Raw genomic sequence first — 20,945 nt, forward strand, 5'->3', positions numbered from 1 at the left:
AATGGTGCCCACCGACAGCCTCAAGGACTACGGAGAAGTAGCCTGGCTCGGTGCTCGCGAGGTAGACGATGCGGGGCTGCTGAATCTCGAAACCATCAGTGGCAGTACCGTCTCACTCGGCATTGGCCGACTTGCGCTGCGCTTCCTGGTTCTCGCCATTCCAATCGCAGCACGCGGCGCTACCAGCACAGCTGCTTTGGCCGGCCTGGCCGCGATATTCTGGGCGCCCAGCCTAGGCGACAGCGCCCTCTACACCGAAGACCAGCTTCGAACCCTGAAGCAAGCCCGAACCCGGGTTCGACTAAGCGTTGAGCAACAGGCTGACGGTAGTCTCAAGGGCTACGGTTTCTAAACCGGAAAGCACCGGGATTGGGAAATGGTCGATGTCGCGCAGTTCAACAAGGCTGGGAGGGATACAACCTCACGACCGAGCAGCTAGATGCTCTGGAAGAAATACGGGGGGGAAAAATTTATGATTCAACATATCAATTTCAACTGACTTGCAACGTCTAGAGATTGCAACGCTCGATTTTCATTCCAAAAAGGAAAACCCCGACCAGTCAGCAACAATCTGCATAATTATGCTGGAGTTTAGGCTGGACTCTAATCGCAGTCCTATTCAGAGGCTAATCGCCACCACTCAACATACCTAGCTTGAGCGGGTATCCCCCGCACCTCAGCAAATGACACGGAACACAGGGAATTATCAGTGCGGCTTTTGGGATTTGTCCTACAGCCAGCGCTTGAGCTTCCCGGTAACGTCATTCTGCCCCAGCCTCGGGCTGGAACTCCCCAAGGACGAAAAGGAAGCTCAACGTGAGCGGATACGTGCCAAACCCGCCTAAGGGCTACCGCAATAGCGGCGTAGAACCTGTTGATATCCATGCCCAGCGTTGGGCGGAATACAATGACCTCCCACCGAAGGAAGACGCCAAGCCCAACGCTGTTGGCTGTGTGTTCGCAAAGAGCTGTGATCTTCCTGACGGTGTGATCGACCACAAGAAACCAGCCGGGTTTATCCCTGTCGAGAAGGTGGCCAATTACGGCGAGTTCGCCATTCTTGGTGGTCGTGACACGGATGCAGACGGGAACATCCCACTCAAGAAAGTCAGCGGTTCACTACCTGCAACGCTGGGAACACTTCTATTGGGTGGGGCTGCTGCTTCTGCTGGCGTGTCTTGTGGCGGCTTGTGCACTGCTGGAGCTGCTGTTGCAACCGAAACTGCTGCAACGGGTGCTGGCGCTGCTGGCGGGGTACTTACTACCGGTGTAGCTGCTGGGGGGCTGGCAGGTTTTGTCGCACTGCTGTGGCCATCGAGCTTGGGCGATAGCAGCCTATATACGGAAGAACAACTTCGGTCACTCAAGCAAGCCCGAACACGTGTCCGTCTGCACATTGAACAGCAGGCCGATGGCACCTTGAAGGGATACGGGTACAACACCCAGAAGCGCGGCGAATGGGAAATGATTCCCGTAGTGGAGTTCGTTGTTCAAGACGCCAAGCAAGTGGCGGACTTTGGCGATGGTGTAACACTTATATGGACGCCAGCCGTTGACCCGTCCAGCACGTAGGGAATTCCTCCGCTAGAGGGTGCACCCCAAGCACCTCAGATTTGGATTTATCCGCCCACCGAACAGGCTGATAACATCATCGTCAGCCCGATCTACCCGGACGCTTACAAAGATTTCATTTTGGTGTTCCCGGCTGGTTCTGGTGTGCAGCCGTTGTACATCGTTATCAGCGCCCGGTATTCACCGGGAATCGCAACAGGACGGGGTGAAGATGTGTTCGGCATCTGGCTTGCCGGAGCTGGCACAGGGTTAGGTGCTCCAATCCCTACCCGGATAGCGGACGTATTACGGGGGCGAGAGTTTAAGAGCTTCGATACTTTCAGGGCGGCATTCTGGAAGGCAGTAAGCAACGATCCTGAGCTATTTAGCCAACTAAGTGAGGACGATCAGGCGCGTGTGCTAACTGGGAACGCCCCTACTGTTCGATTCAGAGACTCGGTAGGCAAACGGGTCACCTATGAAATACACCACGTCGAGCTAATTAAAGATGGGGGGGCGGTGTACGACGCGGACAACCTAAGGGTGAATACCCCTCGAAACCACATTGATCTTCACAAGAAAAAGTAGGCACAGCATGGAAAACATTTCTGATTTCACCGAAGCCGAATTCATCGCGTTCATCAAAAACATACGTGTCGTCAACAAAGGCGGCACGGATGAAGAGCTTGGCGAGTTGCTTGAGAAATTCAGTCAGCTTGCAGGCCATCCCGACGGCTACGATTTGATTTTCCACCCAGAACCCGGTGCGGACAACTCTGCCGAAGGTGTCACCAAGACGGTGAAGGAATGGCGTGCTGCTGAGGGCTTGCCGGGATTCAAAGACGAGTGACCGAGGGGCGATATTTTCCGAACATGACGGACACGCTCCTGAAAAACAGCTTATCGGAGTACACCGAAGCCGAATTTATCAAGCTGCTGGAGGAACTCGCCAAGGAAGACGAAGAAGCCGAAAACGATGATCGTACTGACTTGCTCCTGTTGCACTTCGAGAAGGTAAGCGAGCATCCAGCAGGATCAGACTTGATCTACTACCCAGAGCCAGGAGCGGATAGCTCCCCTAAGGGCGTGATGCAGATTGTGAAGGAATGGCGTGCCGCTCAAGGCTTGCCGGGGTTCAAAGAATAATCTTATGAGGGTACATATGGAGCTTCGCCCTGATTTAATGCCGCCGATGCTGGATGAATCTTTGGTCGCTCGGCTGACGAACCTTTCTGAACAAATTGATTGTGGACATCCCGACCAAACTCGGGAGCAGTTGGCCGCGTTCAATCGAGAAGCCATGACCGAGTTTGAATTCATCGACTTTCAGGGAATCTATGGTGGGCAAACCCACGACACTTGGGTTCGCAAGGTCTTAGCAACACCGTATGAACAGCGTGTGGCAGATGTAACCAAGCAGGAGCTGATAGAGCTGGCCCGAAGGGTAATGGAGTGCGATGGGGCCGAACACGACATTGATTTTTGGTTGCACATGCTGGAAATCAACATACCCAATGAGCGCGTATCCGATTTGATTTTTTGGCCAGACGAATACTTCGATGAAGCTGATTATCCGCAGGGACTATCGCCAGAGCAGGTGATAGAAATCGCGTTGAATGATAGAGATGTTGTGCTGTAGCGACAGCCCGCCCACACCGAAGGACTGTCACGACTTCTTGTTGGCTGGCGTGTGAAGCTATCGCCATGAGTCTGTTCTGCACTGCTAAAACGAATACACGAAAATGCAACAGGCATGAAAACCCCCGACTGGCTAAACGAAACAAGCGATCATAACATCGCCGACTTCTTCCACCTGATCGGGGTTTTCTTTTACCCGTATTCCCGCTTAGTGCGAAACGCGGCTAGTCCCATTGACAGTCGCAATCCGCACCCGCTCGCCAACACGGAATACTTCATTCTCCTGAACCTGTTGCACGTAGGCACGCATGCTGCCGTCGTCTTCGCGAACGGTGATTTCGACGCCCTGGGCGCGGGTCAGGCCTTCTTCTGTGGCCGAGCCGATCAGGCCACCAGCGACGGCACCGATAACCGCAGCAACGATGCTGCCACGACCGCCACCGATAGCGCTGCCGCCAACACCGCCCACCGCCGCACCGGCAAGGCCGCCGATCGGGGTTTTGGTGCCTTCGATTTTCACCGGGCGCAGCGATTCGATGGTGCCCATGCGAACGGTCTGCACGCGACGCGCTTCGTCACGGGAGTAGGAGTCACCGGTCAGGCTGGACTGGCAACCCGTGAGTAACATCGCCATCGTGGAAAAAGAAGCAACCAGCAGAACAGACTTACGCATAGCATCAACTCCAAAGGACAGGTATTCATTAAACTCCGCAGCTTGACGCCTGTCACGGCATCGCTCGGATAAAATTGGTTTGATTCAGGCCCGGTACAGGCGCCTCCCCGAACTCACCACACAGTAGCGGCAAATTCCGGAATCTGCACCGCTGCCCCAAGGATTGTCATGGATTACTTCATCATTGTCGTCACTACCGTTGCCGGATTGTATTTCCATTGGTGGCTATACGTGCGGATCAAACGCTGGATGGACCGCGATCTGGCATTGGCTCTGGCGGGTAAAGACGAGCAGAAAAAGGCTTTCATGCTCCAGCAACTGGCGAACGCTCAAGCGCAGAAGATCAAGCGCCGGGACCTGCCGCAGTGGCTTGAAGCCGCTGCGGCAGGCTATTCCGACCAGTAGACGGCTTAGGGTGCCAGACGTTCAAGAATCCAGTCGGCGCCCTGAAAGCGATAGTTGAGGCGATCGTGCAGGCGGCTCGCACGGCCTTGCCAGAACTCGATGCGCTCCGGTAACAAACGATAACCCCCCCAGTGCTCAGGGCAATGAGGTTGCGTGTCACTGAAACGTTGCTCGGTGTTCTTGAGCAAAGCTTCCAGTTCGGCGCGATCGGCGATCAGCCTGCTCTGGGGCGAAGCCCAGGCACCGAGGCGACTGCCCAGCGGCCGGACCTGGAAGTAGGCGTCGGACTCTTCAGGCGTGACTTTCACCACCCGCCCTTCGATGCGCACCTGACGCTCCAGGGCCGGCCAGAAGAACGTCATGGCCGCGAACGGGTTCGCGGCCAGGTGCTGGCCCTTGGCGCTGTCGTAGTTGGTGAAGAAGGTGAAGCCCTGCTCGTCCAGCCCCTTGAGCAGCAGAATGCGGCAATGCGGCCGACCGTCCTGATCGACGGTGGCCAGGGTCATGGCGTTGGCTTCCACCGGCGCCTGCTCGGTTTTCACCGCGTCGGCGAACCACTGATGGAACAGCGCAAACGGCTCGACCGGGGCTTGCGCCTCGGTCAGGCCATCACGGGTGTAGTCGCGACGCATATCAGCCAGGCCCTGTGTCATAGCGCATTCCTTTTGGTTAACGAATTACTTTTTTACAGTACCGGCGGCGGCCACTTTCTTCGAGTCGACAGCGGCTTTGGCCGGAGCAGTCTTTTTCGCCGGGGTCGCGGTTTTAGCCGGTGCCTTCTTGGCGACGGCTTTCTTGGCCGGGGCTTTTTTCGCCGCAGGCGCAGCGGCTTTCTTCGTAGCGGGCGCCGGGGTGACCGGTTTGACCACTGGTTTGACGTCCAGGGCAGCGACCAACTTCACTGGCGCCGGGGCTGGCATGTTGTACTTGCTCAGCAACGCGACCATGGTGTTTTGCGGGGTCATCAGCAGTTCGACGCGACGGTTCAAGGCACGGCCTTCATTGCTGTCGTTGGCAGCACGCGGAGCGTCGCCGCCCATACCGCGCAGCATCAGACGATCACGCTGCAGTCCGCTGAGGCGGAAAATCGCTGCCACAGCCTGGGCACGCTCCTGGCTCAGTTTCACGTTGGCCGGTGCCGCGCCCGACGTATCACTGTGACCCAGCACCAGCACGGCAGTTTTCGGATCGACTTCAAGAATTTTGGCGACGCGTGTGAACGGGCCGAGCGTCACCGGCAGCAGCATGGCCGGGCGGTCAGGGTTGAACGAGCCTTCCACCGGCGCGGTCACCACCAGCACGTTTTCACGGCGCTCGAGTTGCAGTTTGCTGCCCTTGATCGCTTCACGCAGGCGCGGTTCGTAGTCGTCGAGCCAGGCCTGGGTGACTTTAGGATCAGGCATCGGCACGGCTTTAGCGGTGCTTTGCCCTTTACCACCGAACGGCCACCACCATTTGCCACCCGCATCGGCCTTGGCCACCTCGAGCGGTTTGGCTTCAGGCTTGGCGTCAGCTTTCACCTCGAGCTTGGCAGGCGTCTTGTCGGCGCTGTCATCGGCGCCGAACGGCCAGTACCATTGGCTGGCGCTTTCAGTCTTGGCCACCGGAGCGGTTGCCGCAGGCTTCAGAGGGGCCGAGGTTTTAGCGGCGACTTTGTCGGAGGACCCGAACGGCCACCAACTGCTGCCATCCGAGTCATTTTGTGGAGTTTGTGCGCAACCGGTAATAGCGAAGCACAGGGCCAAAGCGAGCGGTTTATTGGATGACATTGGATATCCACAAAATAAGTAATGAAAATAAGACCGGATTGACCCGGATAAACAGACGTTTGGAAACCATAAAGGTCTTGGGGTTCCGGCCCTGGAACCCCTGAGCGTGTTTTACAGACAAGTGGCCAGTGCGCGCACAAGCTTTTGCGCGCGCGGGTCCATCAAGACGTACGGTCCTAAGGTATTTGTCACAAAACCGAAGGCCACATCGTGTTCCGGGTCAGCAAAACCGGTGGAACCGCCAGCTCCCGGATGGCCGAACGCACGAGGGCCGAGGCCGAAGGTGGCGTTGGGGACGTCCGGTTGGTCGAGCATGCAACCCAGGCCGAAACGGGTCCGGGTCAGTAAAGTCTTGTCCTCGCCAACACTGTGTTCGCGCGTCAGCTCGTCGAGCAACTCGCTTTCCAGCAAGCGGCCATCGAGCAGACCCGCATAGAACCCGGCCAGGCTGCGGGCATTGCCGTGACCATTGGCGGCCGGCTGCTGCATGCGTCGCCACTCGGGTTTGTTGGTGCTGGTCATGATCGACGGTGGGTTAGTGAACGCCCTCGTGATCATGGCGGTCGGCTCGCGCAGGGTCACTTGCAGCAAGCGCTGGGCGGCGGCATCGCCGACGTTGCCCTTGCCACGGGCAATGTGCGCCACGCGATGGAACTCTTGATCCGCCAAGCCGACGTGAAAATCCAGCCCCAAAGGCTTCGCGACCCGCGCTACGATGGACTCACCCGGCCCACGACCATCGGCACGACGCAGCAACTCACCGACCAGCCAGCCGTAGGTGATCGCGGCATAACCGTGGCCTACGCCCGGCGTCCACCACGGTTCTTCGGCGGCCAAGGCATCAACCATGGTCTGCCAGTCGTAAAGGGCTTCCGGGGCCAACAGCTCACGCAGTGCCGGCAGACCGGCCTGATGGCAGAGTAATTGGCGCAGGGTCACGGACTCTTTGCCGGCGGCAGCGAACGCAGGCCAGTAGCGGGCAACCGGGGCATCCAGTTGCAGTTTGCCTTCGGCCACCAGTTGCAGGGCGGTCACGGCGGTAAAGGTCTTGGTGCAGGAAAACAGGTTGGCGATGGTGTCGCTGTGCCAGGCTTCAGTGCCGTTCTTATCAGCGCTGCCAGCCCAAAGGTCGACCACGGTTTCACCGCCAATCTGGATGCACAACGCTGCGCCACGTTCCTGAGGATCATCGAACAGCGCGGCGAAAGCCTCACGCACCGCTTCGAACTTCAGCTCGTAAAAACCCTGAATCTGCACCCGAAACTCCTCTGGATAAACACGTTACAAAGTGGCGGCATTGTTCCAGCCATTGAAGGTTTTGGGAACAGGGCCGGGCCGGGCAGTCGCTCTCCCGCCCGGGTGAAACACTCAGTAAATCTTACGTACCTGTCAGCACTCAGTGGCCATTGCCGGAATGCCCACCCGCATGGCCAGCGCCCTGCCCTGCGCCTTTGCCGGCCTCGCCTTTTCTACCGCCCTCAGCTGTTTGGCCGGCTTTATCCGCCTCAGCCTTAGCCTTCTCGGCTTCCTTACCGAGCTGATCGACGGTCTGCAAATTGCTCTTGCGCACGCTATCGACAAAACCCTGGAATGGCAGATCGGTAATGCCCACCAAACCAAAGTGCCCGTTCTCGCCATCCAGCAGACGACCGGTAACCGGTTGGTCAAGGTATTGAAACCAGTGAACGCCGACGATCGACGGTTCGCTCATCGCCTGTTTAAGGAAATTGGCGTAAGCCGGCCCACGGTCTTCTTCCTTCGCCAATTGCGTCACGCCGCCCCAGAACGGGCCGCGATCCGCGGAGCCGAAGTTGAACTCGGTGACCAGCACCGGCTTGTCCAGGCTGCGCAGCGTGGCGAAGTCGTAACCGTCCTGCGGTTGCAGGGTGTACATGTTAAAGCTCAGCACGTCGCAATACTGAGCGCAGGACTCAACCGCTTCCGGGGTGCTAATGGCAAACCGGCCACCCAACAACAGCTGATTCGGCGCGTGCCACTTGAGCGAGTCGGAGAGGGTCTTGAAGTACGTGTCGGCGAAAACCTTTTGGAAGTATTTGAAGTCGGCTTCGATTTCCGGGTGTTCGGCGTTTGGCAGCGGCGGCACGAAGCCCGGGTCTTCCATCAATTCCCAGGCGGGCAAATCAATGCCCCAGGCTTTGGAAATGCCCGCCTGATTGCGGTATTTATCCCGCAGTTGCTTGAGGAACGCGCGTTTGGCTGGCACGTCTGTGGACATTTTCAAGGTGCCGTAGGCCAAGGCGTAACGGGCTTTCGGCTCGTCGCCGGGGCCGGCCCAGGCCAGTTCGTTATCGGCGAAGTAGCCGATCAGCCATGGATCGTCGCGATGGTCGCGCGCGGCGATGGCCACGGCACGTTCGGTGGCCATGGCGAAACGAGGGTCAAACGGGTCGGGCATTCCGCCCCACCAGTCGGTGCCGGTGCTGATGCTGGCGTAATCGCCGACGATCGACAGCGGCAAGGTGTACGGCACACGTTCAGCGTTGGCCAGCGCCGGGGCGCTCCAGTTGCCAATGGTGTTGAAGCCCCAGGCTTGCAGGCGATCAAGGGTGTGGCGGGCCCAGCGCTGTTTATCAACCACCGCTTTGCAGGGTTCGGCAGGTGTTTGCTCGGCGGCTTTCGCGTCGGTCGCTTCGGCGACACCGGCCTTGGTGTCGCTGGTCACCACACACGGCGAACCATACAGACGCTGCAAGTTGGCACCATAGAAGTCGTACCAGCGACCGGTATTGTAGCCTCGGCCCTGATCGGCGCCGTTGCCACCCCGGTTATCGCCTTCGCCATAATGATTGGCCAGCGGCTCGTCGGGTTTGGGCAGAGAGTCAAACATCCACTCGCGACCGGCGACGTAGGTCTGGTCGACGTCCGGGGTGACCGTGTTAACGCCGAGCGAATAGAACGGATGGCCTTCCGGGGTCACCAGGTACCAGCGACCGTCGCGTTTCTCTGTGCGGAAAAACCCGCTGGCCTTGAATGCCGGGCCTTTGTTCCAGCCACCGAACTTGTCCAGGGACGATTTCTCGCGCTCGGCCAGCCAGGTTTTCAGTTGCTGATGTTCCTTGGCTGCGGCGCTTTTAAGCTGCTCGTCGCTGCTGACTTTTTCTGGCCATTTGGCCCGGGTCGACTGACCGTAAGCGTCTACCAGACCACCAAAAGCCGCTTGGGTAACCGCATCGTCGTCCTGCACGCCAAAGCGTTCCAGCAGGATGCTCTGGGCGACTTTCGGCTGATCCATCGACAATGTCACCGACACCACCTGGCTGCGCTCCAGCTCACCGGCGCTGCTGGCCAGCAATACGCGCTGCCCCTCAAAAGTCATCGGCATCGGCGGGCCGGCTTTCAAGCCAAGGCTCAATGGCGAAAATGGCTGCAGAGGCACCAATAAGGTTTGCGCAGGGCCGGCCGGCAAGTCAACGCGGCTGACCAACGTCTTGCCGTCGTTGCTCTGGATTTTCACGTAGAGGGTCACAGCCCAGTTCATTGCGCTCTGAATCCGCAAAGTCATGAAGCCCGACTGGGACCAGTCCCAGGCGCCCGTCTGAGGGGTCAGACGCAAGGTCGGTTGTGCCACCGGGTTGAACGTCACCCGACGCAGCACTTCGCCTTCGGCCGTTTGCTCGGCGTTGGATTGCGGCAAGCTGGCATCCTGAATGGCCACCTGGACCACATCGGCGGGGCGCACAAAGTTGAACAGCGTCTGTTGGCCGGTAGGGGCTGCCAGCAAAGGGGCTGTGAACATCAGTGCGAAAACGGCAGGTAACGAACGGCGCAGCGAACGGCGAATCATGAGAACGAAATTCTCCCTAACGACCTTCAATAGGCCAGTGGAAAAGCGATGGCAGTGAGATAGACAACGCAGTGGGCAAATTTGCCCACTGGTGTATCAGGAAATTTCACGACGGAAGGGTGGCAACGCATTGAGGATGGCCTTGCCGTAACGCTGGGTGACCAGACGCCGATCGAGCAAGGTGATGGTGCCGCGGTCTTCTTCGGTGCGCAGCAAGCGACCGCAGGCCTGGACTAGCTTCAGCGAAGCATCCGGCACGGAGATTTCCATAAACGGATTGCCACCCCGCGCCTCGATCCACTCGGCCAGGGCTGCTTCGACCGGATCATCGGGCACCGAAAATGGAATCTTCGCGATCACCACGTGCTCGCAGTACGCACCCGGCAAGTCGACCCCTTCGGCGAAACTCGCCAGGCCGAACAACACGCTCGAATCACCACCATCGACCCGTGCCTTGTGCTTGTTCAGGGTTTCCTGTTTCGACAGGTTGCCTTGAATGAACACTTGCTTGCGCCAATCACGGTCAAGGCCGTCGAACACGTCCTGCATCTGTTTGCGCGAAGAGAACAGCACCAGGGTGCCGCGAGAACCCTCCACCAAGGCTGGCAAGTCGCGGATGATCGCTGCGGTGTGGGCCGGTGCATCTCGCGGATCGGCCTTCAGGTCCGGCACCCGCAGCACGCCAGCGTCAGCATGATGAAACGGGCTTGGCACCACCGCGGTCACAGCTTTTTTCGGCAGGCCGGCGCGCATACGGAAGCGGTCGAAGGTACCGAGCGCGGTCAGGGTCGCAGAGGTCACCAGAGCACCGTAGGCCACGTTCCACAAATTGCGACGGAGCATTTCCGCCGCAAGGATCGGGCTGGCGTTGACCTCGATGTCGAACAGCGAGCCGCTTTCGGCCAGGGTCAGCCAGCGGGCCATTGGCGGGTTGTCTTCCGGGTCTTCGACGGTGAACGCAGTCCACAACTCCCAGTTGCCCGAAGAACGGGACAACAGGCTACCGAACAGCGGATACCACTCTTCGGCCTGGTTACTGGCGATGCCAATGCTGACCTCGCCATCCATGCCGTCCTTGAGCAGTTCGGTCAGTCGGGTAAAGACATCGGTCAAACGGGCAAAGCCCTTCTTCAGCTCGATCCCCATTTCGCGCATGTGTTCGGGAATGACCCCACCGACGAATCGATGACGCGGCCGCTCGCGACCTTCGACGTCTTCGCCGGGTTTGAAATCGGCAACCTGCTCGCAGGCGCTGAACATGAATTGCTGCTGGGTCTTGATCTCCCGCGCGAGTTCCGGCACCTGCTCGATCAACTTGCCCAAGTCGCCCGGCAGCGGATGTTGGGCCAGCAACTTGGTGAGGTTCTTGGCGGTGGTTTCCAGCCAGTCGGCGGTGGAACGCAGGCGCGTGTAATGGGCGAAATGGCCGATGGCCTTGTCCGGCAGGTGGTGGCCTTCGTCGAACACGTAGAGGGTGTCGCGCGGATCCGGCAGCACGGCGCCGCCGCCCAGCGCCAGGTCGGCCAGAACCATGTCGTGGTTGGTAACGATCACGTCGACCTTGCCCATGCCTTCGCGGGCCTTATAGAAGGCGCACTGGCCGAAGTTCGGGCAATGGCGGTTGGTGCATTGGCTGTGATCGGTGGTCAGGCGCGCCCAGTCGACGTCTTCCAGGGCGGTGGACCAACTGTCGCGGTCGCCGTCCCACTTATTGCCGGCGAGTTTCTCGATCATGCTGGTGAACAGCTTCTGACTGGCCTCATCGACCTCGATCTTGAAACCTTCTTCTTCAAACATCTGCGCCGTGGCGGTTTGCGCGTGACCTTCCTGAAGCAACATGTCGAGCTTGGACAGGCACATGTAGCGCCCGCGCCCTTTGGCCAGGGCAAAGCTGAAATTCAGCCCGCTGTTGCGCATCAGGTCGGGCAAATCCTTGTAGACGATCTGCTCTTGCAGGGCCACGGTAGCCGTGGCAATCACCAGACGTTTGCCGGCGGCCTTGGCCGTGGGAATGGCAGCCAGGCTGTAGGCCACGGTTTTGCCGGTGCCGGTGCCGGCTTCCACCGCGACAATCGCGGGGTCGCCACTGCGCCGGCCTTCGTCGTCGGTGTCGATGTCACCGAGGACCTTGGCAATTTCGGCGATCATCAGGCGTTGGCCGTAGCGCGGCTTGAGGCTCTTGGCTTCGAGAAAACGCGAGTAGGCGCCCTGGATCGTGGTTTTGAGTTCAGTGCTGATCATGGATTGTCGGGCGCAAAAAACGCTGGATAAATTTTCAGTGGTTCGGATCGGCGGGTATCATACCGCGCTAATTAATCCCGCGCAGAACGGAGTACCCCAATGACACCTTTTGGCCTTGTTTATACCCTGCATGTACTGTCAGCCCTGGTGTGGGTTGGTGGCATGTTTTTCGCGTGGATGGTCTTGCGCCCCGCAGCGATGAAGGCTTTGGAAGGCCCTGCCCGTTTGAAGCTGTGGGTGGAAGTGTTTCAAGGTTTTTTCCGCTGGGTCTGGATCGCGGTGGTGCTTTTGCCGATCAGCGGTGTGGGCATGATTCATTTGCAGTACAGCGGTTTTGAAGCGGCGCCACGGTATGTGCAGGTGATGATGGGGTTGTACGTGGTGATGACGGCGCTGTTTATCCGGATTCAGGCGTTGTTGTTGCCAGAGTTACGCACGGCAGTGGCGGCGCAGGACTGGCCGACCGGGGCTGCGACGCTTGGGAAAATTCGCAAGTTGGTGGGGATTAATCTGATTGTCGGGTTAGGGCTGGTGGCGATTGCTGCGGCTCGGCCTACCCTCTAAAACCATCGCGAGCCGGTTTCTGATCGTTCCCACCGCGTGGGAACGATCAATTAAAGGCTTACAACCGCTGCACGGTCACCGAGCCCGCCGCACCGGCAGGCCCCGGCTGACCATCAACCCCAGGCCGGCCGCGCTTGCCACCATCGGCCTCGTAAACGAAACAGCCCTTGGCCTTGCCTCCTGCGCCTGGCTTACCGCCTGGCCCGGCCACACCACCGTCACCGCCAGCCACCTGAACCTTGATCAGTTCCGCCGGGAAATCACGCGGCACTTCCAGCCGAACCAGTGCACCCGGAGCGCCGGCCTGACCGTCGCTGCCATCACTGCCATCGGCACCACGACCGGCCTGGCCCCAGGTACAACCCGGCGCCTGACCGTTGGCCCCATCGAGACCGACGAAACCCGGTGCACCCGCACCGCCGCGAGCGTCCACCCACAATTGCGGCGCACTCAGTGCCTTGATCTGCAGGTTCAGGTTACGCCCGGAGCGAGCGGCCTTGAGGTAAGTTCCCGGCGCGCCGCGAGCCGTGATCTGGCTGCCCTCCGACAACTGCGCACGACTGACCATCAGCTCAATCGGTTGTTCGCCGGGTACGATGGCGATCCGCGCTTCACGACCCAGACGCAATTCACCGACGGAGACCTGCGTCACATTCGAGGGAATCAACAACGTGCCGTAGTCGGCCACTTCCAGGCGTTCCAGCTGCAAGGTGCTGGCGGTATTGGGCAAACGCATCAGCGAGTTGGATTCGACGCTCACCACCTGGGCGCAGGCCAACGGGCTGATGAGTGCAGCGAGCAGACAGAGTTTACGCATGGGAAGCCTTAGACCCGGTTGGAGCCGGGATGGTTTGCAGGTGGAAAACGCCGAAAAAAAGGATCTTCAGGCGATCAAGCCAAGGATGGGCGCGGCCTCTGAGGCTGCGGAAACAGAACACGGCCTCAAGAAGATGAAGGCATGCCAGCAGGCTGCCGGCCAGATCGACCAGCAGATGCAGAGGATTGACAAACGGCATGAGCTGATTGACCAGCACCACCAGCCAGAACAGCAGGGTCACCCACTTCCCCAGCCCCCAAAACACGTTCATACACGCCCCCATTGAGAATTATTCTTTGCGCGCACAGTACCGGCTTCCACGCGGGATAAGCCAGAGGGCAACGGAAAATTCTTCATGAAGGCCGCCGAATGGCCGCCGGACTGACTTCAATTTTCGTCCGACGGCTCTATCACCGGGCTCAACGATTGATGTGCAACTCCACCCGACGGTTTGTCGCCCGTCCTTCTTCCGTTTCGTTATCGGCCACCGGCTGACGTTGGCCCTTGCCCTCGCTGGTGAGCTTGTTCGGCGCCACGCCCTGACTCAACAGGTAGGCCGCCACGCTACTGGCGCGACGTTCCGAGAGTGCCTGGTTATAGGTGTCCGAGCCGATGCTGTCGGTATGACCGATCACCTTGATGCTCACCACATCGGCGCTGTGCAGTTTGGGCATCAGCAAATCCAGTTTGCTCTGCGCAGCTGGGGTCAGTTCGGATTGGTTGAAGGCAAACAGTACATCCCCCGCATCGCTCAGGGAGATGACCTCCGACTGAGCAGGTTCAGGTTTCACGCTGGGCGGGTACTGCGGCAATGGGCAACCATGATGCTCCACGGGGGTATTGGCGGGCGTATCAGGGCAGCGATCGCGGCGATCGAAGACACCGTCGTCGTCTTCGTCGCCATCCTGGGCGTAACAGATCAAGCCACCGGTCAAAATACCCAGCGCCGCCCCACCCGCCGCCCAACCGCCACTTTGGATTGCGCCAAGACCGCCCCCCACCACGCCGCCGATAACGCTGCAGATTGGCCAGGTTCGTTGATTGAGGGGGGCGGTACCGTCGCTGTGAGTAGCGCAACCGGTCAACAGGCTGCCAAGCAGCACAACCGGCAAGACGGTCCGTGTGAGAACACTCATGGTGAAAGCTCCTGTGTTACCGGCCAATGCCGGTTACACAGGAGTAAAGACTCGCATCCGCGACTGCACAAGCCGCGGAGTATGAGGGGGTTAGCGGTTGATTTTGATTTCCGTGCGTCGGTTCATCGAGCGGCCATCAGCGGTTTTGTTATCGGCAACCGGCTGGCTTTCACCCGCACCGGTGACAGAGGCGAAGTTGCTGCGTGGCACGCCCTCCTGGATGAGGTATTCAACCACCGAGTGCGCACGACGATCCGACAGCTTCTGGTTATAGGCATCGCTACCAACGCTGTCGGTATGACCGGTTACAGTCAGTTGGGCGTTTGGCGCTTCCCCTTTCAAGCGAGTGGCGATTTTATCGAGTACCACTTTATCGGCTGGGGTCAGTGCGGCCTTGTCGAACTGGAAGTGAACATCGCGAATGACGATGACTTCTTCTCTAACTACGACCACTTCTTCGACCACTGGCGCAGGCACCGGTGGAGGGCAACCGTCGGCATCGACGCGCACGCCTTTAGGTGTTCCAGGGCACTTGTCGCGGCTATCCGGCACACCATCGCCGTCTTCGTCGCCATCACCGTGAACCCAGCAATAGGCCGCAGCTGTGCCGCCGACGAGCAGCGCACCATACCCCGCCCATGCCGAGCTCTCGGTCGCGCCGAGACCTGCACCCACGACACCACCGACCGCCGCACAGGTCGGCCAGTCGGTTTTCTGCAAACCTGCGCAACCAGTCAACACACTGGTTAGCAGAACCAAGGGTAATGCTGTGCGAACTATGCTCATCTAGTTTTCTCCTGAGGGATCGGCTTAGAACCGATTCAGGTAGTAAAGACCCGAGTTTTAATCTCCGCCAGCAATAGGCCATTGCAGTTTTAACCCGTGTTCACGGCATATCGGCGTTTTTGGGACAAACCACCGCTAGGCCCGGCCCGTTGAGCAGGCTAGTCTTGGCGGCTCTGATTGAGGATCTTCGATGATTGCAGGTATTTCTTCGCGCACGCCCCAGCAGGCGTTGGCCGCTTTGCTTGATCGTTACGCCCCCGCGCGCCTGTTGCTGATTGGCGCCAGCGAGTTCCCCGCGCTTGAGGCTTTCAAGCTGGCGCACCCGGACACCTGTGTGGCCCATGCGGCACCCGGGGTGTTGCCGGCCGAACTGGCGGCACGCCGGTTTGACCTGGCGCTGGTGGTCGATTGCCTCGAACACTTGCCCAAACGCGATGGCCTGAACCTGCTTGGCGGGATCCGTAACCTCAATGCCAGTCGCCTCGCGGTGCTGGCGGACTTGCCGGCCAGCGGCTGGCAGGAGACCGATTTTTTCTCCCTGGCCCTGCAGGCCAGCGAACGCTTCCAGCGCGACGATCAAGTGCTGACCCTGTTCACCTATGATCTGCTTGACTACAAACAAGTCCCCGATTGGCTCAATTCACGGTTCTGGGCCAACCCGGAAAACTTCGGGAAATATTGGTGGTAACGCAATGAGTACGTCCATTTGCCCCTGCGGCAGCGGCACCCTGCTGGATGCCTGCTGCGGTCATTACCACACAGGCCATCCGGCACCGTGTGCCGAAGCCTTGATGCGTTCACGCTACAGCGCCTACGTACTGGGGCTGATCGATTATCTGGTGGCGACCACCCTGCCCGCACAACAGGCAGGCCTCGATCAACAGTCCATCAGCGACTGGAGCGCTCAAAGCACCTGGCTGGGCCTTGAAGTGGAAAGTTCCGAGGTCTTGGGCGGTCAGCCGGAACATGCCTTCGTGACCTTTACCGCGCGTTGGCACGACGGCAGCGGTGAACACAGCCACCGCGAGCGCTCGTCGTTCGTGCAGAACGCCGGCCACTGGTATTTCATCGACCCCACCGTACAACTCAAGGCCGGGCGTAACGATGCGTGTCCTTGTGCCAGCGGGCAGAAATTCAAGAAGTGTTGTGCGGGCTATTTCAGCAGTTGAGGTAATCGCAAGAGACTAAACTGGGCATCAAAGGGAGTCAGTCCATGCTCAGTCAGCGACGCGTCTTGCGAACCCTCATCCTGTTCCTGTTTCTGGGGCTTGGCGGCTGTGTGTCCTGGTTCGGCGACGATGAACCGGAACCGCAGGTGCATCTGGTCAAGGTCGAAGTCGTCCAGGCCAAACTGATGCAGCAACGCTTCCTTTTGCACTTTCGCGTCGATAACCCCAACAACAGTGACCTGACGGTGCGGGGCATCGAGTACCGCATTCACTTGGGCGACATGCTGCTGACCGAGGGCGAGCACGAACATTGGTTTACCGTCGGCCCCAAACGCAGTGCCTACTTTAAAGTGCCGATCCGCACCAACCTGTGGCCCAAGGTACGGGTTCTGATGAAACTGCTGAAAAAACCCAAGCAGCCCATTCCCTATCGTCTGGAAGGTGAACTGGAAACCGGTTTATTCATCGCGCACTACGTGCACCTGGCGCGCAATGGCGTGATAATCCCCGCCGATTTAATTCCGGAGCAAAACCGATGACCCAGCAACCCCATGTCCATGGCCCTGACTGCAACCACGATCACGATCACGATCACGACCATCATGACCACCATCATCACGACCATGGCCATGTCCACGGCCCGAACTGCGGCCACGCCCAACAGGAACCGGTGCGCAACACCCTGAAAGACGTCGGCCGCAACGACCCTTGCCCCTGCGGCAACGGTAAGAAATTCAAGAAGTGCCACGGCGCTTGATGCGTTGAAGCACGGCCCTGCGTAGGAGTCGGGCGTCCCCCGGTTCCTACAAGGTTTTAGCCAGCGGCAAGAATTTTCTCAGTGCTGACCACCGTCGCATACTCACCCTGCAAATTCCCCAACGACATCGCATGCACTTCGTCAGCTGAATGGGCGTTGCCAAAATAATCGGCCTTGTCGAAGGTAAAACACGCATCCTCCACGACCCACGTTTCAAACCCCAGATTACCGGCCGTTCGCGCCGTGGATTCCACTGAGTTGTTGGTCGCTACGCCGACAATGACCAACTGATCGATCCCTGCCTCTCGCAAAGTCCGCTCAAGCCCTGTCGAGCAAAACGCATCCGGGACCTGTTTTTGAAAAAGTTGCTCACCGCTCTGTGGCTGAAACCGCTCCTGAAACTCCACCCCCGATTGTTGCGGCCAGAACACCGAGTCAGCTGAACGGGACAGGTGCTGCACATGAATGACCGGTCGCCCGGTTCGACGCCAATCCACGAGTAAATCGAGGATTCGCTGCTCGGCCTGAAGATTATTTCGGCGACCCAGTTTCGGATGCAGAATGCCTTTTTGTTGATCGATGATGATCAGCGCCGCGTTTGTTTTGAGCTCCATGCCGGTTTTTCTCATGCGGGGTCAGTGAATTTCCCGCACTTCAGCATCACCTGTTCCTACAGGCAAGCTATCGAACGCAAGCAGGACGACCCGTTCAAACCCGAATTCCTGAAAATCTCCCCAAACAACAAAATTCCGGCCATCGTCGATCCTGAACCGGCCGATGGCCGGGAGGAATCATCACTTCAGTCAGTTCGCGCCGGAGAAAACCCTCGACGCAATCAAGCGCTACATCGACGAAACCGCACGCCTCCATGGGGTACTCGACAAGCGGCTGGCCGATAACGACTTCGTCGTCGGCAGCGAATACAGCATTGCCGACATGGCGATCTACCCGTGGATCGTTTCCCACAAGTGGCAGAGCCAGAACCTGGAAGACTTCCCCGATCGTTCCCATGCCCTGCGTGGGAACGATCATGGAGAAGAAATAACCCCGCCACCGCTTGCGCGGCCACCGCCTGCTCACTAACGTAGCGGCTTTATTGCGCCTCTATTCCCGCAGGAGCTTTGCCATGGCCTCGCCAGCCCTTACACATTTTCTTCCCCGGTTCGGCGTTGCCGCAGCAGTGGCCGGTGTTTTGAGCCTGACCGGTTGTCAGGCCTGGAACACCAAGGACACCCTCCCGCCGACCACCGGCGTGCAGCCGCTCAAGGGCTTGGCGCAGAACGTTTCGGTACGTCGCAATGCCATGGGCATGCCGTTGATCGAAAGTAATACCTTCCACGACACGCTGTTCACCCTGGGTTACGTGCATGCCACCGACCGCATCACGCAAATGGTTACCCTGCGCCTATTGGCCCAGGGCCGTTTGTCGGAGATGTCCGGTTCGGACCTCCTTGACGCAGACCGCTACATGCGCGCCGTCAATCTGAAGAAAAGCGCCGGCGAGCTGTACAAGGCGTCTTCGCCGCGCCTCAAACGCTTCTTCGAAGTCTATGCCCGCGGCGTCAACGCCTACCTGTTCCGCTATCGCGACAAGCTGCCGGCGGACCTCGCGGCCACCGGTTACAAACCTGAATACTGGAAGCCGGAAGATTCGGCGCTGATTTTCTGCCTGCTGAACTTCAGCCAATCGACCAACCTGCCGGAAGAAATTTCCTCGCTGATGCTGGCCCAGGCCGTCAGCACCGACAAACTCCCATGGCTGACCCCATCCGCTCCCGATGAGAAACTGCCGCTGGCCGAAGCTGAAAAACTTCAGGGCATCAAGCTCAACGGACAAATCCCGGGCCTGGCCGAGATCAACAAAGCCATGAGCCAACTGTCCGATCTGAATTTGTTGGGCGCCACCTCGTCGAACAACTGGGCGATCGCCCCGCAACGTAGCCGCAGCGGCAAAAGCCTGCTGGCCAGCGACAGCCATGGACCATTGGGCGTGCCGTCGTTGTTCAGTTACGTGCAGATCCGCGCGCCGAAGTACCAGGCCTCTGGCGTAACCATTGCCGGTTTGCCGATGGTGCTCGGCGGTTTCAACGGCAAAGTGGCCTGGAGCCTGGCCACCGTCATGGGTGACAACCAAGATCTGTTCCTGGAAAAAATCAGACGCCAGGGCAATGGTCTTTCCTACGAGGTTGGTGGCAAATGGCAGCCGACGATCGTGCGCAACGAAACCTACTTCGTCAAAGGCCAGCGGCCAATTCGCGAAGTGGTGTACGAAACCCGCCATGGCCCGCTGCTCAATAGTGCCCAAGGCACGACGCTGGCTAACGGTTTCGGCCTGGCCTTGCAGACGCCGAACTTCACCGATGACAAGACCCTGGACGCGTTTTTCGACCTGTCCCGCGCCCAGACCGTCGAGAAAGCCTCGGACGCCAGCCGTGAAATCCGCGCCATCGCGCTGAACCTGGTATTTGCCGACGCCAGCCACATCGGCTGGCAAGTCACCGGTCGCTACCCGAACCGTCGCGAAGGCGAAGGTCTGCTGCCGTCGCCCGGTTGGGAAGGTCGTTACGATTGGGATGGCTACGCCGACCCGATGCTCCATCCCTATGACCAGGATCCGGCCCAAGGCTGGCTCGGCACAGCCAACCAGCGCGTCATTCCCCATGGCTACGGCATGCAGTTGTCCAATTCATGGTCGGCGCCGGAACGTGGCGAACGCCTGGCCGACCTGGCGGGCGTGGGCAAACACGACACACGCAGCCTGATCTCCATGCAATACGACCAGACCACCACTTTCGCTGCCAAACTGAAGAAAATGTTCGAAGCACCGGGCATGGCCCGGCCGCTCAAGCAGGCCATCGACGCGTTGCCTGTGGCGGATCGGGGCAAGGCTCGCGAGGCGTATGCCCGCCTGATGGCGTTCGACGGTAAACTCAGCCCGACCTCCGCTGATGCAGCGATTTACGAGTTGTTCCTGCAGCAAAGCACCCAGCAAATCTTCCTCGACGAACTAGGCCCGCAAAGCAACCCGGCGTGGAAAGCCTTTATCGCCAACGGCAAGTTGTCCTACGCGGCTCAAGCCGATCACTTGCTGGGGCGTGAGGACAGTCCGTTCTGGGATGACGTTCGCACGCCACAGAAAGAAGATAAACCAGCGATTCTTGCCCGCAGTCTGGCGGCAGCGATCAGCGCGGGCGACCGTCAGTTGGGCGGCGATCACAAAGCCTGGCAATGGGGCAAGCTGCACCGCTACGAATGGAAAAATGCCGGCGGTCAGACTGTGCGCGGTCCAGTGGCGGCCGGCGGCGACCACACCACGCTCAATACCGCAGCATTCGCTTGGGGGCAGGATTTCAACACCACCCTGGCACCCGCCATGCGTTTTATCGTCGACTTCGGCCAGGCGGAGCCGCTAATGGGGCAGAACGGTACGGGGCAATCCGCTAATCCGGCGAGTCCGAACTACCTCGACAGCATCGATCCCTGGCTGAAGGGGCAGTACATGAGTTTGCCCATGCAGCCGCAGAACTTTGACAAGGTGTATGGGAAGACGCGATTGACTCTGACACCAGGCAAGTAGCCCCGCCTTTACTTGATCGTTCCCACGTTCTGCGTGGGAATGATCTTCGTCAACCTG

21 protein-coding genes and 3 pseudogenes are annotated in these 20,945 nt (G+C 59.2%); 13 read left to right on the forward strand and 11 right to left on the reverse strand.

The genetic code is table 11. The annotated features are described in order from the left end of the window. The 5 genes and pseudogenes from ACXPVS_RS05030 to ACXPVS_RS05050 form a co-directional block, all read left to right on the forward strand. Positions 1–349, forward strand: a pseudogene (locus ACXPVS_RS05030) (toxin); the annotation flags it as partial. A 467-nt stretch (positions 350–816) separates the two neighbouring features. Beyond that, positions 817–2,139 (forward strand): annotated as a pseudogene (locus ACXPVS_RS05035) (S-type pyocin domain-containing protein). 7 nt (positions 2,140–2,146) lie between these two features. Then, complete coding sequence (locus ACXPVS_RS05040; protein WP_458508948.1) at positions 2,147–2,401, forward strand: bacteriocin immunity protein; 255 nt, start codon at positions 2,147–2,149, stop codon at positions 2,399–2,401. 23 nt (positions 2,402–2,424) lie between these two features. Next, positions 2,425–2,697 (forward strand): bacteriocin immunity protein, encoded by a 273-nt coding sequence (locus tag ACXPVS_RS05045; RefSeq protein WP_458508949.1) that lies wholly within the window; start codon positions 2,425–2,427, stop codon positions 2,695–2,697. Between the two features lie 16 nt (positions 2,698–2,713). Next, positions 2,714–3,190 carry a hypothetical protein gene (locus ACXPVS_RS05050; RefSeq protein ID WP_458508950.1) on the forward strand — a complete coding sequence of 159 codons (477 nt, stop codon included), beginning with the start codon at positions 2,714–2,716 and terminating at the stop codon, positions 3,188–3,190. Positions 3,191–3,397: 207 nt separating this feature from the next. Here the strand turns inward: ACXPVS_RS05050 and ACXPVS_RS05055 are convergent, their stop codons facing one another. Next, positions 3,398–3,862 (reverse strand): outer membrane lipoprotein, encoded by a 465-nt coding sequence (locus ACXPVS_RS05055; protein ID WP_134418803.1) that lies wholly within the window; start codon positions 3,860–3,862, stop codon positions 3,398–3,400. A gap of 168 nt (positions 3,863–4,030) precedes the next feature. Here ACXPVS_RS05055 and ACXPVS_RS05060 point away from each other — a divergent pair, with 168 nt between their 5' ends. Further along, positions 4,031–4,267: a hypothetical protein gene (locus ACXPVS_RS05060; protein ID WP_458508951.1), complete on the forward strand. Its 237-nt coding sequence runs from the start codon at positions 4,031–4,033 to the stop codon at positions 4,265–4,267. 5 nt (positions 4,268–4,272) lie between these two features. On the opposite strand, the gene pdxH is transcribed toward ACXPVS_RS05060, so the two are convergent. The 5 genes from pdxH to dinG form a co-directional block, all read right to left on the reverse strand. Continuing rightward, positions 4,273–4,920 (reverse strand): pyridoxamine 5'-phosphate oxidase, encoded by a 648-nt coding sequence (gene pdxH, locus ACXPVS_RS05065; RefSeq protein ID WP_458508952.1) that lies wholly within the window; start codon positions 4,918–4,920, stop codon positions 4,273–4,275. Between the two features lie 24 nt (positions 4,921–4,944). Beyond that, complete coding sequence (locus ACXPVS_RS05070; RefSeq protein WP_458508953.1) at positions 4,945–6,036, reverse strand: OmpA family protein; 1,092 nt, start codon at positions 6,034–6,036, stop codon at positions 4,945–4,947. Between the two features lie 111 nt (positions 6,037–6,147). Beyond that, a complete protein-coding gene (locus ACXPVS_RS05075) occupies positions 6,148–7,293 on the reverse strand; it encodes a serine hydrolase domain-containing protein (RefSeq protein ID WP_458508954.1) in 1,146 nt (381 codons plus the stop codon). Positions 7,294–7,432: 139 nt separating this feature from the next. Continuing rightward, complete coding sequence (locus tag ACXPVS_RS05080) at positions 7,433–9,841, reverse strand: beta-agarase (RefSeq protein WP_458508955.1); 2,409 nt, start codon at positions 9,839–9,841, stop codon at positions 7,433–7,435. 96 nt (positions 9,842–9,937) lie between these two features. Next, positions 9,938–12,082 (reverse strand): ATP-dependent DNA helicase DinG, encoded by a 2,145-nt coding sequence (dinG, locus tag ACXPVS_RS05085; protein WP_458508956.1) that lies wholly within the window; start codon positions 12,080–12,082, stop codon positions 9,938–9,940. A 99-nt stretch (positions 12,083–12,181) separates the two neighbouring features. On the opposite strand from dinG, the gene ACXPVS_RS05090 reads away from it, so the two are divergent. After that, a complete protein-coding gene (locus tag ACXPVS_RS05090) occupies positions 12,182–12,646 on the forward strand; it encodes a CopD family protein (RefSeq protein ID WP_458508957.1) in 465 nt (154 codons plus the stop codon). A 58-nt stretch (positions 12,647–12,704) separates the two neighbouring features. Here ACXPVS_RS05090 and ACXPVS_RS05095 read toward each other — a convergent pair whose 3' ends face one another. The 4 genes from ACXPVS_RS05095 to ACXPVS_RS05110 all read right to left on the reverse strand — a co-directional run bounded on the left by ACXPVS_RS05095 (position 12,705) and on the right by ACXPVS_RS05110 (position 15,385). Beyond that, the gene (locus ACXPVS_RS05095) at positions 12,705–13,463 is read right to left on the reverse strand and encodes a collagen-like protein (protein WP_458508958.1); all 759 of its coding nucleotides are present in this window, start codon (positions 13,461–13,463) and stop codon (positions 12,705–12,707) included. After that, positions 13,456–13,734, reverse strand: a complete 279-nt coding sequence (locus tag ACXPVS_RS05100; protein ID WP_458508959.1) for a DUF1145 domain-containing protein — start codon at positions 13,732–13,734, stop codon at positions 13,456–13,458. Before ACXPVS_RS05100 ends, ACXPVS_RS05095 begins: the two co-directional genes overlap by 8 nt. Before the next feature lie 148 nt (positions 13,735–13,882). Then, on the reverse strand, positions 13,883–14,599 hold the full coding sequence (locus ACXPVS_RS05105) for an OmpA family protein (RefSeq protein ID WP_458508960.1): 717 nt from the start codon (positions 14,597–14,599) through the stop codon (positions 13,883–13,885). 90 nt (positions 14,600–14,689) lie between these two features. Beyond that, positions 14,690–15,385, reverse strand: coding sequence for an OmpA family protein (locus ACXPVS_RS05110; protein WP_458508961.1), 696 nt, complete (start codon positions 15,383–15,385; stop codon positions 14,690–14,692). A gap of 190 nt (positions 15,386–15,575) precedes the next feature. Here ACXPVS_RS05110 and ACXPVS_RS05115 point away from each other — a divergent pair, with 190 nt between their 5' ends. The 4 genes from ACXPVS_RS05115 to ACXPVS_RS05130 are packed head-to-tail and all read left to right on the forward strand — an operon-like array spanning position 15,576 to position 17,311. Beyond that, positions 15,576–16,073: a DUF6231 family protein gene (locus ACXPVS_RS05115; RefSeq protein ID WP_458508962.1), complete on the forward strand. Its 498-nt coding sequence runs from the start codon at positions 15,576–15,578 to the stop codon at positions 16,071–16,073. A gap of 4 nt (positions 16,074–16,077) precedes the next feature. Then, positions 16,078–16,554 (forward strand): YchJ family protein, encoded by a 477-nt coding sequence (locus ACXPVS_RS05120; RefSeq protein WP_458508963.1) that lies wholly within the window; start codon positions 16,078–16,080, stop codon positions 16,552–16,554. Positions 16,555–16,598: 44 nt separating this feature from the next. After that, a complete protein-coding gene (locus ACXPVS_RS05125; protein ID WP_458508964.1) occupies positions 16,599–17,093 on the forward strand; it encodes an LEA type 2 family protein in 495 nt (164 codons plus the stop codon). Next, positions 17,090–17,311, forward strand: coding sequence for an SEC-C metal-binding domain-containing protein (locus ACXPVS_RS05130; protein ID WP_458508965.1), 222 nt, complete (start codon positions 17,090–17,092; stop codon positions 17,309–17,311). Before ACXPVS_RS05125 ends, ACXPVS_RS05130 begins: the two co-directional genes overlap by 4 nt. 56 nt (positions 17,312–17,367) lie before the next feature. Here the strand turns inward: ACXPVS_RS05130 and ACXPVS_RS05135 are convergent, their stop codons facing one another. Next, a complete protein-coding gene (locus tag ACXPVS_RS05135) occupies positions 17,368–17,925 on the reverse strand; it encodes a cysteine hydrolase family protein (protein WP_458508966.1) in 558 nt (185 codons plus the stop codon). Positions 17,926–18,006: 81 nt separating this feature from the next. Between ACXPVS_RS05135 and ACXPVS_RS05140 the strand changes: the two are divergent. Then, positions 18,007–18,313 (forward strand): annotated as a pseudogene (locus ACXPVS_RS05140) (glutathione binding-like protein); the annotation flags it as partial. Between the two features lie 124 nt (positions 18,314–18,437). Further along, positions 18,438–20,888, forward strand: coding sequence for a penicillin acylase family protein (locus ACXPVS_RS05145; protein ID WP_458508967.1), 2,451 nt, complete (start codon positions 18,438–18,440; stop codon positions 20,886–20,888). Positions 20,889–20,945 lie beyond the last annotated feature (57 nt).

It is taken from the genome of Pseudomonas sp. Ma2-10 (genome assembly GCF_054330215.1).